At 34.0% G+C, this 16,211-nt stretch carries 11 protein-coding genes, 1 rRNA gene and 1 other annotated feature; all 12 genes read left to right on the forward strand.

The features are described from left to right. Positions 1 to 24 precede the first annotated feature (24 nt). Positions 25 to 711 carry a 50S ribosomal protein L1 gene (gene rplA, locus BR82_RS0108100; protein WP_027089786.1) on the forward strand — a complete coding sequence of 229 codons (687 nt, stop codon included), beginning with the start codon at positions 25 to 27 and terminating at the stop codon, positions 709 to 711. Positions 712 to 721: 10 nt separating this feature from the next. Beyond that, positions 722 to 845, forward strand: a sequence feature (ribosomal protein L10 leader region). 37 nt (positions 846 to 882) lie between these two features. Beyond that, a complete protein-coding gene (gene rplJ / locus BR82_RS0108105) occupies positions 883 to 1,458 on the forward strand; it encodes a 50S ribosomal protein L10 (protein ID WP_027089787.1) in 576 nt (191 codons plus the stop codon). Between the two features lie 30 nt (positions 1,459 to 1,488). Further along, the gene (gene rplL / locus BR82_RS0108110; RefSeq protein ID WP_027089788.1) at positions 1,489 to 1,860 is read left to right on the forward strand and encodes a 50S ribosomal protein L7/L12; all 372 of its coding nucleotides are present in this window, start codon (positions 1,489 to 1,491) and stop codon (positions 1,858 to 1,860) included. A 50-nt stretch (positions 1,861 to 1,910) separates the two neighbouring features. After that, on the forward strand, positions 1,911 to 2,504 hold the full coding sequence (locus tag BR82_RS0108115) for a class I SAM-dependent methyltransferase (protein ID WP_027089789.1): 594 nt from the start codon (positions 1,911 to 1,913) through the stop codon (positions 2,502 to 2,504). A 203-nt stretch (positions 2,505 to 2,707) separates the two neighbouring features. Next, positions 2,708 to 6,385 (forward strand): DNA-directed RNA polymerase subunit beta, encoded by a 3,678-nt coding sequence (gene rpoB / locus BR82_RS0108120; RefSeq protein ID WP_027089790.1) that lies wholly within the window; start codon positions 2,708 to 2,710, stop codon positions 6,383 to 6,385. 11 nt (positions 6,386 to 6,396) lie between these two features. Next, the gene (rpoC, locus tag BR82_RS0108125) at positions 6,397 to 10,077 is read left to right on the forward strand and encodes a DNA-directed RNA polymerase subunit beta' (RefSeq protein WP_027089791.1); all 3,681 of its coding nucleotides are present in this window, start codon (positions 6,397 to 6,399) and stop codon (positions 10,075 to 10,077) included. Between the two features lie 185 nt (positions 10,078 to 10,262). Then, positions 10,263 to 10,676: a 30S ribosomal protein S12 gene (rpsL, locus tag BR82_RS0108130; protein WP_024722187.1), complete on the forward strand. Its 414-nt coding sequence runs from the start codon at positions 10,263 to 10,265 to the stop codon at positions 10,674 to 10,676. 24 nt (positions 10,677 to 10,700) lie between these two features. Beyond that, entirely contained in the window at positions 10,701 to 11,171 is a 471-nt protein-coding gene (rpsG, locus tag BR82_RS0108135) for a 30S ribosomal protein S7 (protein WP_003539656.1), read from the forward strand. 33 nt (positions 11,172 to 11,204) lie between these two features. Next, positions 11,205 to 13,280: an elongation factor G gene (gene fusA, locus BR82_RS0108140; RefSeq protein WP_027089792.1), complete on the forward strand. Its 2,076-nt coding sequence runs from the start codon at positions 11,205 to 11,207 to the stop codon at positions 13,278 to 13,280. Between the two features lie 83 nt (positions 13,281 to 13,363). Further along, entirely contained in the window at positions 13,364 to 14,548 is a 1,185-nt protein-coding gene (gene tuf, locus BR82_RS0108145) for an elongation factor Tu (RefSeq protein ID WP_027089793.1), read from the forward strand. Positions 14,549 to 14,895: 347 nt separating this feature from the next. Further along, positions 14,896 to 15,204, forward strand: coding sequence for a PTS lactose/cellobiose transporter subunit IIA (locus BR82_RS0108150; RefSeq protein WP_024722190.1), 309 nt, complete (start codon positions 14,896 to 14,898; stop codon positions 15,202 to 15,204). A gap of 902 nt (positions 15,205 to 16,106) precedes the next feature. Continuing rightward, positions 16,107 to 16,211 (forward strand): 16S ribosomal RNA (locus BR82_RS0108155); the annotation flags it as partial.

Consider the following 16,211-nt stretch of genomic DNA (forward strand, 5'->3'; position numbering starts at 1 on the left):
TTAGACCACTAAGGAGGAAAAGTAATGGCAAAGAAAAGTAAAAGATATCAAGAAGCTGCTAAATTAATTGAAAAAGGTAAAGCTTATTCAATCGAAGAAGCAGTTGCATTAGTAAAAGAAACAAGTAAAGTTAAATTTGATGCTGCTGTAGATGTTGCATTTAGATTAGGAGTAGATCCTCGTCAAGCAGATCAACAATTACGTGGGGCATTAGTATTACCAAACGGAACAGGAAAAACTAAAAAAGTTTTAGTTGTTACTGAAGGAGCTAAAGCACAAGAAGCTAAAGATGCTGGAGCTGATGTTGTTGGTGGTAAAGAAATTTTAGAAGACATCAAAAAAGGATGGTTAGATTTTGAAGTTATGATCGCTACTCCTGATATGATGGCTGAATTAGGTAAATTAGGTCGTATTCTTGGGCCTAAAGGATTAATGCCTAACCCTAAAACAGGAACAGTAACTATGGATGTTGCTAAAGCTGTTAAAGAAACTAAAGCTGGTAAGGTAACTTATCGTACTGATAAAGAAGGTAATGTTCAATTAACTATTGGACGTGTATCATTCGATAATGAAAAGTTAGTAGAAAATTTTAATGCTATCTATGATTTATTGGTAAAAATCAAGCCTTCTACTTCAAAAGGAATTTATATGAAAAATATTGCTATCTCATCTACAATGGGACCTAGCATTAAAGTATCAGCTGCTAAATAGTAGCTATTAATTAGTCGCAATCAATATACCCAAGACAGTAACTGGGAAACCTTAATTTGTTACCGAGGTGTTAAAGAAATATATTATATATATTAACTTTGACTCTCGTTTTACGAGAGTTTTAGTTTGAGTATATTGTTGCATATATAGAAAATTATAGGAGGTGTGACAATGTCAGCAGAAGCAATTAAAGCAAAAAGCGCATTAGTCGAAGAAATCGCTGCTAAGTTAAAAGAAGCTCAATCTGCAGTAGTAGTTGAATACCGTGGATTATCTGTAGCAGAAGTTACAGAATTACGTAGAAATTTACGTGCTGAAGATGTTGAATTCAAAGTATATAAAAATACATTGGTTCGTAGAGCAACTGAAGCAACTGGTTATGAAGGACTTAATGCCCAATTAACAGGACCAAACGCAATTGCATTTGGTAACAGTGATGCTGTAGCACCAGCAAGAGTACTTGCAAAATTTGCTAAAGATCATGAAGCTTTAGTAATTAAAGCAGCTGTGGTTGAAGGTAAAATATTAGATGTTGATGAAGTTAAAGAAATTTCTAAATTACCTAACCGTGAAGGTATGTACTCTATGTTGCTTGGTATGTTACAGGCACCAGTTAGCAAATTTGCGCGCGTAGTAAAAGCTGTTGCAGAGGCTAAAGAAAACGGAAGCACTGCAGAAGCTACAGAAGAAGCTGCACCAGTAGAAGCTGCAGCTAGTGAAGAAACTAAAGAAGAAACAGCTGAATAATCAGCTAAATAAAATTGGAGGAAAATAAACATGGCAAAATTAACACATGAAGATATCTTAGCTTATTTAGAAGAAGCTACAATCTTAGAATTAAATGATTTAGTAAAAGCAATTGAAGAAAAATTTGATGTAACTGCTGCTGCACCTGTAGCTGTAGCTGCTGCTGGAGCTGAAGAAACATCTAGTGAACCAGCTAACGTTACTGTAACATTAACTGCTCCTGGTGGAACTAAAGTTGCTGTAATCAAAGCTGTAAGAGAAATTACAGGATTAGGATTAGTTGATGCGAAAGGTTTAGTTGACAAAGCACCATCTGTAATTAAAGAAAACATTCCTGCTGCTGAAGGAGCTGAAATTAAAGAAAAATTAGAGGCTGCTGGAGCAACTGTTGAAGTTAAATAATTAGTTTAACTAATAAGAGCCCTCAAGGGCTCTTTTATCTTGGAGGAAATATGAAACATTATTATACTAATAATGAAGATTTGGTAAGTGCTCCTGAACAATTTAGCTTTTTTTATCGTGATAAAGAATTGAAATTTATTAGTGATAATGGGGTTTTTTCAAAAAAAATGGTTGATTTTGGTTCAAGGGTGCTGTTGGATGCAATAATTATTGATGAGAGTAAAAGAAGTTTGTTAGATGTTGGATGCGGTTATGGGACTTTTGGTGTGGCTTTAAAAAGTATTTATCCATTTTTACAAATTGATATGGTTGATGTAAATGAGCGGGCGTTATCTCTTGCAAAAAAAAATTTACAGATAAATAAGTTGGATGCAAATGTATTTTTGAGTAATGTTTATGATAATGTTAAAGATAAATATGATTTGATTGTTACGAATCCTCCGATTAGAGCGGGAAAGGAAATTGTAACAAAAATTTTGGTTGATGCCAAAGAACATTTAAATCCAAATGGTGAGATTTGGGTAGTTATCCAAAAGAAACAAGGGGCTCCTTCAGCAAAAAAGAATTTGGAAACAGTTTTTAAAAATGTAAATGTAGTAAAAAAAGATAAAGGGTATTATATTTTAAAGGCTGTTAATTGTTAAGGATGGATGTAAAAACATTGATTATTAGGCAATAATCAATGTTTTTTATTTGTCAATAGTTTTTTTAAAAAAGACAAAAAAGTTATTGACTTTAAAATATCCTTGTGATAGAGTATTAAAATGCCTATTAATGTTTAAAATCAAGCGCTATTACGCGCTCTAAAACATGATGATAGAGAAAAATAAAGGGGTGGAATTAATACGTGGAAAGTAAAATAACCAAAGCAAAGAGCAAAATTACTCGTCGGAATTATTCAAGAATTAGTGGATCTTTAGAACTTCCAAATTTAGTTGAGATTCAAACAAATTCATATAAGTGGTTTAAAGAAGTTGGAATTAAGGAAGTTTTTGAAGATATCTACCCAATCACTAACTTTAATGAGACATTATCGTTAGAATTTGTAGATTGTACATTTGATGAAGCAAAATATTCAGTTGAAGAAAGTAAAGATCGTGATGCAAATTATGCAGCTCCAATTCGCGCATCTTTACGTTTAGTTAATTCAGCTACTGGTGAAATTAAGGAACAAGAAGTATTTATGGGTGATTTCCCATTAATGACAGATTCTGGAACCTTTATTATCAATGGGGCTGAACGTGTTATTGTATCACAATTAGTTCGTTCACCTGGTGCTTATTTTGCTGATGCATTAGATAAGAGTGGTAAAACTGTATTTAATGGTAGTATTATACCATCAAGAGGAACTTGGCTAGAATTTGAAAATGATGCTAAGGATGTTTTAAACGTACGTATCGATCGTAACCGAAAGATGCCAGGAACGGTATTATTAAGAGCTTTAGGATTATCTAGTAACGATGAAATTATCGATGTTTTTGGTGAACATGAGTTTATTATGAATACTTTAGCTAAAGATAATACAACAAATATGGAAGAAGCTTTGATTGAGATTTATAATAAATTAAGACCTGGAGAACCTGCTACATTAGAAGGGGCTAATAACTTATTATTTGCGAAATTTTTTGATTGTAAACGTTATGATTTAGCTAAGGCAGGACGTTTTAAATTCAAGAAAAAATTAAGTCTTTTAGATCGTATTTCGGGACGTATTTTAGCCCAAGATTTAGTAGATATTAATGGTGATATAGTATATCCAGAAGGAACTTTGATTACTCAAGAAATTATAGATGTAATAAAACCAGTACTTGAAGCTGGTGCCCATACGCGTGAACTTAATACCAACCCTAGATTAGAATCAAATGGTGTTATTCAAGTGCTAGATGTGTATGTTGATGACACAAAGAGTAAAAAAATGAGAGTAATTGGGACGGATTTATCTTTAAATAGTAAATTTGTTACAATTTCTGATATGATTGCAGCATATTCATATATGTTTAACTTAGTTGATATATACAATTCTTTAGATTTAACTGCTGAAGATCGTGTTAATTTAATGGCACGAATTGGTTTATTAGATGATATCGATCATTTAGGTAATCGTCGTGTGCGTTCAGTAGGAGAATTGATTCAAAATCAATTTAGAATTGGTTTATCAAGAATGGAAAGAGTTGTTAAGGAAAGAATGTCTTTGTCTGAAGTTGATTCAATCACACCACAGTCATTGACTAATATTCGACCATTGACAGCAGCTATTAAAGAATTCTTCTCTTCTTCACAATTATCTCAATTCATGGACCAAATAAATCCACTTGCTGAATTGACAAATAAAAGACGTTTATCAGCATTAGGGCCAGGGGGATTAAGCCGTGATCGAGCTGGATATGAAGTTCGTGACGTTCATGCTTCTCACTATGGTAGAATTTGTCCGATTGAAACTCCTGAAGGTCCAAATATTGGGTTGATTTCAACTTTGGCATCATATGCTAAGATCAATCAATATGGTTTTATTGAAACACCATATCGAAAAGTTAATAATTGTGTTATTGATGAAGGTGATGTCCGCTATTTAACAGCTGATGAAGAAAAAAATTATATTATTGCTCAAGCAAATGTAAAAACTGATAAAGACGGAACTATTTTAGATGACCAGGTTATTGCTCGTCATTTAGGTGAGAATATTATGGCTAAGCGTGAAGAAGTTGATTTTATTGATATTTCACCAAAACAAATCGTATCAGTTGCAACTTCATGTATCCCATTCCTTGAAAACGATGATGCAACTCGTGCATTGATGGGAGCTAATATGCAACGTCAAGCAGTGCCTTTATTAAATCCCCATACACCATATGTTGGGACAGGAATGGAATATCAGGCTGCTCGTGATTCAGGAGCTGCGGTAGTAGCCCGTGAAGATGGAATAGTTAAATATGTTGATGCTAAGAAAATTATTGTTGAAGATAATGAAGGAGTAGAACATCGCTATCGTTTAGCAAAATTCAAAATTTCTAACAATGGAACATGTATTAATCATAAGCCAATCGTAGATCTTGGGGAAAAAGTACTAAAAGGACAAGTAATCGCAGATGGTCCAGCAATGGAACAAGGCGAGTTGGCTTTAGGACAAAATGTATTAGTAGGTTTCATGGAATGGAACGGATATAATTATGAAGATGCGGTTATAATGTCAGAAAGACTAGTTAAAGAGGATGTTTATACTTCGATTCATATTGATGAATATGCAATCGAATGTCGTGATACCAAATTAGGGCCTGAAGAAATTACTCGTGATATTCCTAATGTTGGTGATGAAGCTCGTAAAAATTTAAATAGTGATGGTATCATTATGATTGGGGCAGAAGTTAAAGAAGGAGATATTTTAGTTGGTAAAGTAACACCTAAAGGACAAGCTGAACTTTCTGCTGAAGAAAAATTATTGTTAGCTATTTTTGGAGAAAAATCTCGTGAAGTTAAAGATAATTCATTACGAGTACCGCATGGTGGAGCTGGAATTGTTCATGATATTAAAGTATTTGAAAGAAAAAATGGCGATGAATTACAGCCAGGCGTAAATAAAGTAGTTAAAGTATATATAGTACAAAAAAGAAAAATTTCTGAAGGAGATAAAATGGCAGGACGTCATGGTAATAAAGGGGTTATCTCAAGAATATTACCAATTGAAGATATGCCGCATTTAGAGGATGGGACACCTTTAGATATCATGTTAAATCCATTAGGGGTTCCTTCTCGTATGAATATTGGACAAGTGCTTGAGTTACATTTAGGATATGCTGCTCGGCAATTAGGTCTATATATTGCAACACCAGCTTTTGATGGTTTACATCCAAATGATCTTGAAGATATTATGGCTGAAGCAGGTATGTCTAAAGATGGAAAACAGCCAGTAATTTCTGGACGTACTGGTGAATATTTTGATAATAATATTTCAGTTGGAATTATGTATATGATTAAATTGGCTCACATGGTCGATGATAAATTACATGCTCGTTCTGTTGGACCATATTCATTAGTAACGCAGCAGCCATTGGGTGGTAAAGCTCAAAATGGTGGACAAAGATTTGGAGAAATGGAAGTTTGGGCTCTTGAAGCATATGGAGCAGCATACACATTGCGTGAGATTTTAACGGTTAAGTCTGATGATGTTGTTGGACGTGTTAAAACTTATGAAGCGATTGTTAAAGGACAGCCATTACCGGAACCGGGATTACCTGAATCTTTCAGAGTATTAAAAAAAGAATTACAAGCTTTAGCTTTGGATATTCGCTTATTAGATGAAAATGATAATGAAGTAGATATGCGCAATATTGAAGAAGAAGAGCATCGTTTCCCTCGCAGTATCAATAAAGATGAAGTGATTGAAACACCAAATACCAAAGATGAAGTTGATGAAGAAATCATTGAAGATGATTTAGAAGTTGATGAAGATTGTGAAGTATGTGATGAAAATGACTTTGAAGTTAGTGACTTCGAAGAAAATGATATTGAAGAAAGTGAATCATTATAGGAGGAATAGAGATGGCAAATACAAATAAATTCTCAGCAATTCAAATTGGTTTAGCTTCTCCTCAAAAGATTCGCGAATGGTCTTATGGTGAGGTAAAAAAGCCAGAAACAATAAACTATCGTTCTCAAAAACCAGAAAAGGATGGATTGTTTTGTGAAAGAATTTTCGGGCCTTCAAAGGATTGGGAATGTAGCTGTGGAAAATACAAAAAAGTACGTTATAAAGGGGTAGTTTGTGACCGTTGTGGTGTTGAAGTAACTAAATCAGCTGTTCGTCGTGAAAGAATGGGACATATTGAATTGGCAACACCTATTGCCCATATTTGGTATTTAAAAGGGATTCCTTCAAGAATGGGACTTATTCTTGATATGTCACCAAAACAGCTTGAAGAAATTATTTATTTTGTATCTTATGTAGTTATTGATAAGGGAAGTACGCCTTTAGAATATAAGCAGGTATTATCTGAAAGAGACTATCGTAAATGTTTTGAACAATTTGGGCATGCTTTTGAAGCTAAGATTGGTGCTGAGGCAATCCAAACGTTATTAAAACAAGTGGATCTTGATGCTGAATTTGAAAAAGTAAGTAAAGAATTAAAAGAGGCTCAAGGACAAAAGAGAACAAAATTATTGAAACGATTAGAAGCGATAGAAGCTTTTAGATCTTCAGAAAATCAACCAGAATGGATGATCTTAGAAGCTTTACCTGTAATACCACCAGATTTACGGCCAATGTTACAATTGGATGGAGGGCGTTTCGCTACTTCTGATTTAAATGATTTATACCGTCGAGTTATTACTCGTAATAATCGTTTAAAGAAATTATTAGAATTAGGGACTCCATCTATCATTGTTCAAAATGAAAAGAGAATGTTACAGGAAGCTGTAGATGCATTAATTGATAACGGACGTCGTTCTAAACCAATTACTGGAGCTGGGGGACGTGCCTTAAAATCATTAAGCCATACTTTAAAAGGAAAACAAGGACGTTTCCGTCAAAACTTGCTTGGTAAACGTGTCGATTATTCAGGGCGTTCTGTAATTGCAGTCGGTCCAGATTTAAAAATGTATCAATGTGGTATTCCTCGTGAAATGGCACTAAATTTATTCAAACCGTTTGTAATCAACGGATTGGTAAGAGATCAATTGGCAACTAATATTAAAGCTGCTGAAAGATTGATTGAAAAAATGGATGATCGCATTTGGCCAATCGTAGAAGAGGTTATCAAGCAGCATCCAGTATTATTGAATCGTGCACCTACTCTTCATAGATTAGGAATCCAGGCTTTTGAGCCAAAGTTAGTTGAAGGACGAGCAATTCGTCTACACCCATTGGTTACCCCAGCATTTAACGCTGATTTTGATGGTGACCAAATGGCTGTCCATGTACCATTAGGTGAAGAGGCTATTCAAGAAGCACGTCAATTAATGTTAGGGTCAAATAATATCTTGGGACCTAAAGACGGTAAGCCGATCGTTACGCCTTCTCAGGATATGGTATTAGGTAATTATTATTTAACTTTAGAGGATGTAGATGGTATTGGTGAAGGTACTGTTTTTGCTGATCGTAATGAAGTTGATCATGCTTATTTTGCAAAAACAGTTGGATTGCATACGAGAGTGGCAATTAAAGCCTCTGCTTTGAATAATAGTACATTTACAGAAGCTCAAAATAAATGTTATTTAATTACGACTGTTGGTAAGATTCTATTTAATGATATCTTTGATGGACAATTCCCGTTTATCAATGATCCAAGTAGTGAAAATTTAATTGCAACACCAGATAAGTATTTTGTACCAATGGGAACAAATATCAAAGAACATATCAAAAAGCAGCCAATTATTAAGCCTTTAAATAAGAAATCTTTAGGAAAAATAATTGATGAAGTATTTAAACATCAAGCGATGTCAGATACTAGTTTGATGCTTGATAAGTTAAAAGATCAAGGTTTCTATTATTCAACTATTGCGGGAACAACTGTATCTGTATATGATATTCAGGTTCCTCATGCAAAATATGAAATTTTTGAAAGAGCTGATGAAAAGCTTGAACAAATCAAAAAGTTCTATAATAAGGGTAAATTAACAGAATCTGAAAGATATCAAAATGTTATTAAATTATGGACAGATGTCAAAGATGAAGTTCAAGAAGTCGTTCGTCAAGAATTTGAAGCTGATGATCGAAATCCAATCTTCATCATGTCAGATTCCGGGGCCCGTGGATCTTTATCAAACTTTACACAGTTAGTTGGTATGCGTGGATTAATGTCTAATCCAAAAGGAGAAACGATTGAGTTACCTATCAAATCTTCGTTTAGAGAAGGGTTAACAGCATCAGAATTCTTTATTTCTACCCATGGTGCTCGTAAAGGATCTACAGATACAGCATTAAAGACTGCCGATTCAGGTTATTTAACAAGACGTTTAGTTGATGTTGCACAAGAAGTAATTATTTCTGAAGAAGATTGTGGAACAGATCGTGGATTTATTGTTACAGAGTTATACAATAATGATGATAAATCAGTTATTGTACCATTGCGAGATCGTTTAGTAGGACGTTTTTCACAAAAAGATATTTTTCATCCAGAAACTCGCGAATTAATTGTCGCTGGAGGAGAGTTGATTACAGAAGCGATAGCTGATGATATTGTTAATGCTGATATTAAAGAAGTTGAAATTCGCTCGGTTCTTGGATGTAGTGCTAAAGGTGGTATTTGCCGAAAATGTTATGGTCGTAACTTAGCTACTGGAGATGTTGTTGAACTTGGTGAAGCAGTAGGAATTATGGCGGCTCAATCAATTGGAGAACCTGGTACCCAGCTTACAATGCGTACTTTCCATGACGGTGGAGTAGCTGGTGGTGCTGATATTACACAAGGGTTACCACGTATTCAAGAATTATTTGAAGCTCGTAATCCAAAAGCAAAATCAATTATTAGTGAAATTGAAGGTGAGGTAACTAATTTAATTGATAATGCTGGAAGAATAGAAGTTGTGGTTACTAATGATTTGGAAACACGTAGTTATTTAGCTCCATATGGTGCTAAAATTAGAGTTGAAGTTGGTGATCATATCAATATTGGTGATAAGATTACAAAGGGATCTATCGATCCAAAAGAATTGTTATCAGTTGCTGATGTTGAAGCAGTTGAAAATTATATTATTAAAGAAGTTCAAAAGGTTTATCGTATTCAAGGAATTGAAATTTCCGATAAACATATTGAAATTATTGTTAAACAAATGTTAAGAAAGATGAAAGTGATAGAAGGTGGCGATACTGGATGTCTACCTGGCACTAATATTAATGTCAATGCATTTACAGAATTAAACCGCGATGTTTTGAAATCTGGTAGACATCCTGCTGTTGCAAGACCAGTATTACTTGGAATTACAAAAGCTTCACTTGAAACAGAATCTTTCTTGTCTGCTGCCTCATTCCAAGAAACTACAAAGATTTTAACTGATGCATCAATTAAAGGAAAAAAAGATTTATTAAAAGGATTGAAAGAAAATGTTTTAATTGGAAAATTATTGCCAGCTGGAACAGGACTTCGAGGACCTTTGAAATCTCCTGAAACTTTAAAACGTGAGGCTGAAGACGCTTTTGCTGCAAGTCAGGAAACAGTTGATGAATCTATTAATGGATCAGAAATTGCTCCTGAGGATAATGAAGTGATAGAACAAGCAGGATAATCCTGCTTGTTTTCAATAATTTCAATAATTTCAATAATTATTATAAAAAAAATAAAAAATATGTTGACATAAACAAGCAAATAGATTATTATGATTTACGGTGCTCGTTATGGAGCGCGTTGTTTATTACGAAATATGAAACACCCGGTATTGTGTGTTTGAATATGGAAGAAAGGAGAAAAGTAATGCCTACTATTAATCAATTAGTAAGACAAGGTCGTACCGACAAAACTACAAAATCAAAATCACCAGCGTTAAACAGAGGATTTAACTCATTAGCTAAAAAACCAACAATAACTAATTCACCTCAAAAACGTGGTGTTTGTACTCGTGTTGCTACCATGACACCTAAAAAACCTAACTCAGCTTTACGTAAATATGCCCGTGTTAGATTATCAAATGGTATGGAAGTAACTGCATATATTCCAGGAATTGGACATAACTTACAAGAACATAGTGTTGTTTTAATTCGTGGTGGTCGTGTTAAGGATTTGCCAGGGGTTCGTTATCACATTGTACGTGGTACTATGGACTGTGCTGGAGTTAACAATCGTAAACAAGGCCGTTCAAGATATGGTGCTAAAAAACCAAAAGCTTAAAATCAAGTATAGGAGGAAAATTAAATGGCAAGAAAAGGTCAAGTTGCTAAAAGAGACGTTCTACCTGATCCAGTGTATAATTCTAAAACTGTATCTAAATTAATCAACAACATTATGCTTGATGGTAAAAAAGGTGTAGCGCAAAACATCTTATATGATGCATTTAAAAAAGTAGAAGAAAAAACTGGAAATCCAGCAATGGAAGTTTTTGATCAAGCAATCAACAATATTATGCCAGTTCTTGAACTTAAAGTCAGACGTATTGGTGGTGCAAACTACCAAGTACCAGTAGAGGTTTCTGGAGAAAGAAGAATGACTTTAGGATTGAGATGGTTAGTCAATTATTCTCGTTTGAGAAATGAAAATACAATGGTTGATCGTTTAGCTAACGAAATCATTGATGCTTCTAATGGAGCTGGTGCTTCTGTTAAAAAGAAAGAAGACACACATAAAATGGCAGAAGCTAATAAAGCATTTGCTCATTTCCGTTGGTAATATCCAACTAAAAATTAAGAAGGGAGAAGAATTATGTCTCGTGAATTCTCGTTAGAAAAAACTCGTAATATAGGAATCATGGCTCATATAGATGCTGGTAAAACAACAACAACTGAACGTGTTCTTTATTACACAGGGAAAATCCACAAAATCGGAGAAACTCATGAAGGGGCTTCTCAAATGGACTGGATGGAACAAGAACAAGAACGTGGTATCACAATTACATCTGCAGCAACTACTGCTCAATGGAATGGATATCGTGTTAATATTATCGATACACCGGGCCATGTTGACTTCACTGTAGAAGTTGAACGTTCTTTACGTGTATTAGATGGTGCCGTGACTGTATTAGACTCTAAAGCTGGTGTTGAACCACAAACTGAAACAGTTTGGCGTCAAGCTACAACTTATGGAGTACCTCGTATTGTATTCTGTAATAAAATGGATGCTACTGGAGCTGACTTTATTATGTCTTTAGAATCATTAGATAAGAGACTAGGAGTTCATGGTGTAGCTATTCAATTACCGATTGGTGCTGAAGATACATTTGAAGGTGTTATCGATTTAATTAAAATGAAAGCAGTATATTTTGAAGGGGATAAAGGTGAAAACGTTGTTTATAAAGACATTCCTGAAGAATATATGGCTCAAGCAGAAGAATATCGTGCTAAAATGTTAGACTCTGCTGCAACTTATGATGATGATTTATTAATGAAAGTCTTAGAAGGTGAAGAACCAACAGAAGATGAAATCAAAGCAGCTATCCGTAAAGGGGTTTTAGCAGTTGAATTATTCCCAGTATTATGTGGATCTGCTTATAAAGATAAAGGTGTTCAACCAATGTTGGATGCGGTTATTGATTTCTTACCTGCACCTACTGATATTCCATCAATTAAAGGTGTTGATGAAAATGAAAATGAAATTGAAAGACATGCTTCTGATGAAGAACCATTTGCAGCGTTAGCTTTCAAAATCATGGCTGATCCTTTTGTAGGTAAATTAACATTCTTCCGTGTATATTCAGGAACTGCTGAAGCTGGAAGTTATGTATTAAATTCAACAAAAGACAAAAAAGAACGTTTAGGACGTATTCTTCAAATGCATGCTAACAAACGTAATGAAATTAGTACTGTATATGCTGGAGATATTGCTGCAGCAGTAGGTTTTAAAAATACTACAACTGGTGATACTATTTGTGATGAAAAGAATTTCGTTATTCTTGAAAAAATGGAATTCCCAGAACCAGTTATTGAACTTGCTATTGAACCAAAAACAAAACAAGATCAAGATAAACTTGGTTCAGGATTGGCAAAATTAGCTGAAGAAGATCCAACATTTAAGACTTATACAAATCCTGAAACAGGTGATACTGTAATTGCTGGTATGGGGGAATTGCACTTAGATGTAATTGTTGATCGTTTAAGAAGAGAATTTAAAGTGGAAGCTAATGTAGGAGCTCCACAAGTTGCTTATCGTGAAACAATTACTCAAGCAGCTGATTGTGAAGGTAAATATGTTAAACAATCAGGTGGTCGTGGGCAATATGGTCATGTATGGATTAAATTTGAACCTAATGAAGGTAAAGGATTTGAATTCGTTGATGCAGTTGTTGGTGGTGCTGTACCTAGAGAATATATCAACTCAGTTAAAGTGGGTCTAGAAGATGCTCTAGAGACAGGTATGATTGCTGGATATCCAGTTTTAGATGTTAAAGCTACATTGTTTGATGGGTCATACCATGATGTCGATTCATCAGAAATGGCTTATAAAGTAGCTGCTAGTTTAGCACTTAAAGCTGCAGGTAAAAAATGTGCTCCAGTTATTTTGGAACCAATTATGGCTGTGGAAGTTGTTGCCCCAGCTGAATATTTAGGTAGTGTTATGGGTGACGTATCTTCACGTCGTGGTATGATTGAAGGACAAGAAGAAAGAGGAAATGCTATTTCTGTTCAAGCATCTGTACCTTTATCAGAAATGTTTGGTTATGCGACAGATTTACGTTCATTTACTCAAGGTCGAGGTAATTATACGATGAGATTTGATAGATATGAACCTGTACCAAAATCTATTAGAGAAGAGATTATTAAGAAAAACGGTGGAAACGATTAGCACTGATTAAAATCTTATTGATTTTTTCAAATAAATAAATTAGAATGTATATGTACAAAAATATAAATTAGGAGGAACCTTAAATGGCTAAGGAAAAATTTGACCGCTCTAAAGCGCATGTAAATATCGGAACTATTGGTCACGTTGACCATGGTAAAACAACTTTAACTGCTGCTATTACAACAGTTTTATCAAAAGAAGGGCAAGCAGAAGCTATGGATTATGCTTCAATTGATGCTGCTCCAGAAGAAAAAGAACGTGGTATCACAATCAATACTGCACACGTTGAGTATCAAACAGCTACTCGTCACTATGCACATGTTGACTGTCCAGGTCATGCTGACTATATCAAAAATATGATCACTGGTGCTGCACAAATGGATGGGGCTATCTTGGTAGTTGCTGCAACAGATGGTCCTATGCCTCAAACTAGAGAACATATCTTATTATCTCGTCAAGTAGGTGTACCTTATATTATCGTATTCTTAAATAAATGCGATATGGTTGATGACGAAGAATTATTAGATTTAGTAGAGATGGAAGTTCGTGAATTATTAAGCGAATATGATTTCCCAGGTGATGACACTCCAGTTATCCGTGGTTCTGCATTAAAAGCTTTGGAAGGAGATCCAAAATGGGTTCCAGCTATTCATGAATTAATGGAAGCTGTAGATACTTATATTCCAACTCCAACTAGAGATACAGATAAACCATTCTTAATGCCTGTAGAAGATGTATTTACTATCACTGGACGTGGTACTGTTGCTACTGGTCGTGTTGAACGTGGACAATTAAAATTAAACGATCCTCTTGAAATCGTTGGTATCCATGAAACTCAAAATACAGTCGCTACTGGTATTGAAATGTTCCGTAAATTATTAGATTATGCTGAATCAGGAGATAACGTAGGGGTTTTATTAAGAGGTATTAACCGTGATCAAATCCAACGTGGACAAGTTTTAGCTAAACCAGGATCAGTTAATCCACACAAAAAATTCAAATCTCAAGTGTATATTTTAACTAAAGATGAAGGTGGACGTCATACTCCTTTCTTTGCTAACTATAGACCACAATTCTATTTCAGAACTACTGATGTAACTGGTGTAATTCAATTACCTGAAGGTGTAGAAATGGTTATGCCAGGAGATAATGTTGAATTAACTGTAGAATTAATTGCACCAATCGCAATTGAAAAAGGAACTAAGTTCTCAATTCGTGAAGGTGGTAGAACTGTAGGTTCTGGAAATATTTCTGATATTATTGAATAATATATCAAATTAAATCATAAAGGGAATCGTAATGATTTCCTTTTTGTTTAAGTTCAGAATTTTTTATATTTATAGAAAATATATTTTTTGCACATAAGATTATGAGTTTTGTTTAATAAAAAATAATTAAAGCATAGAATTCTATATATTAATTATAAGTTAGAAAAGATGAAAAGACTTATTAATAATTAATGTGACAAGCTATATTTAGATGAAAATATTGGTATGATTGGAATTTTCTTTACGTTTTGAAAATCATTGAAACCGCTTGAAAATGATATGGCAGTTGGGTATAATATAAGGGCAGATATATTTCTGAAAATTTGTTGTTATAAGGAGAAATCGAAATGGATGAACAAGAACAGATAGTAATTAATCTAATTGTAAACAGCGGTAGCGCTCGTAGTTCTGCGATTGAAGCTATTCAGTATGCTAAAGCTGGTGATTTAGAAAAGGCAGATGAATCTTTACAAGCTGCTAAAGAAACAGTAAATGAAGCTCATCATTCACAAACAGAATTAATTCAAGCTGAAATTCGTGGTGAAAAGTCACCGTTAAATTTATTAATGGTACATGCCCAAGATCATTTAATGACAGCATTGGTTGTTATTGATTTGGCACAAGAATTTATTGATGTTTATAAAAAAATTGGTTAATAAGATTTAGTAATTCCATCTCTTGTTTTAGGGATGGTTTTTTATCAGAAATATTTTTAATCTAAAAACAGATAAATAATGTAAGGAGTAAGGAAGAATGAAACCTAGCATGAAGGTTAAATTTCATTTAATGTATTGTATATGCTCTATGTCCTTTGATACTCTTTTTTGTATGAATAATTTTATTAAGAAGATGGAATTTTAACGTACGATTAATATTTATCTATATCAATTCCCTTTGTGTATTTTTAAAACTTGCTTTTAATAAGATACTATTGAATCATAAAAGAGGACACTTTGTCTTTTGAGTACTATCATATATTTTTTGCACATTAGCTAAAATAAATCTGTTTCTTCTATTTGTTTTTAGGGTTTTAATGTTTCTGATAAACAGATTATGGCCAAAAATACATCGTATAACTAATTCAAAACGGAAACGATATCTATTTTATTTTTATGGCGAATAGCGAAGAAAAAAATTTAAGTATCTGAATAAAAGCAATATTAGCCACATTATTATAGGCATTATAAGAGTAAGTTTTAATGAGGATGAGTACCAGATTTATTTCTGTTTTGAATGTAAGCTATTTGACGCTTACTTTTGAATTATTTAAAGTGAAATTTAATATTTTACTTAAGATTTTTAAAAAGGCGAAAAAGGTATTTACAAAGAGGGAGAGATATGGTAAATTAAGGAAGCGCTCAAGAGAAGGGTGAGAGAAGCCCGAAAGAGGAGAAAAAAAGTCAAAAAAAAGATTGACTAAAAAGAGAAAAGAGTGTAAGATGAGTAAGTCGGCGAAAGGAGCCGGAGAGATCATTGAAAACTAAACAGAATTAAGAAACACACGTCAAAGAAGAGAAAAAGAAGAGCTAAACAAACGAAAGATTGTAAAGATAAAGAGACAATGGAGAGTTTGATCCTGGCTCAGGATGAACGCTGGCGGCGTGCCTAATACATGCAAGTCGAACGCGGGCAGTAATGTCCGAGTGGCGAACGGGTGAGTAAG

Source organism: Thomasclavelia saccharogumia DSM 17460, from assembly GCF_000686665.1.
Taxonomy (GTDB): Bacteria; Bacillota_I; Bacilli_A; order Erysipelotrichales; family Coprobacillaceae; genus Thomasclavelia; species Thomasclavelia saccharogumia.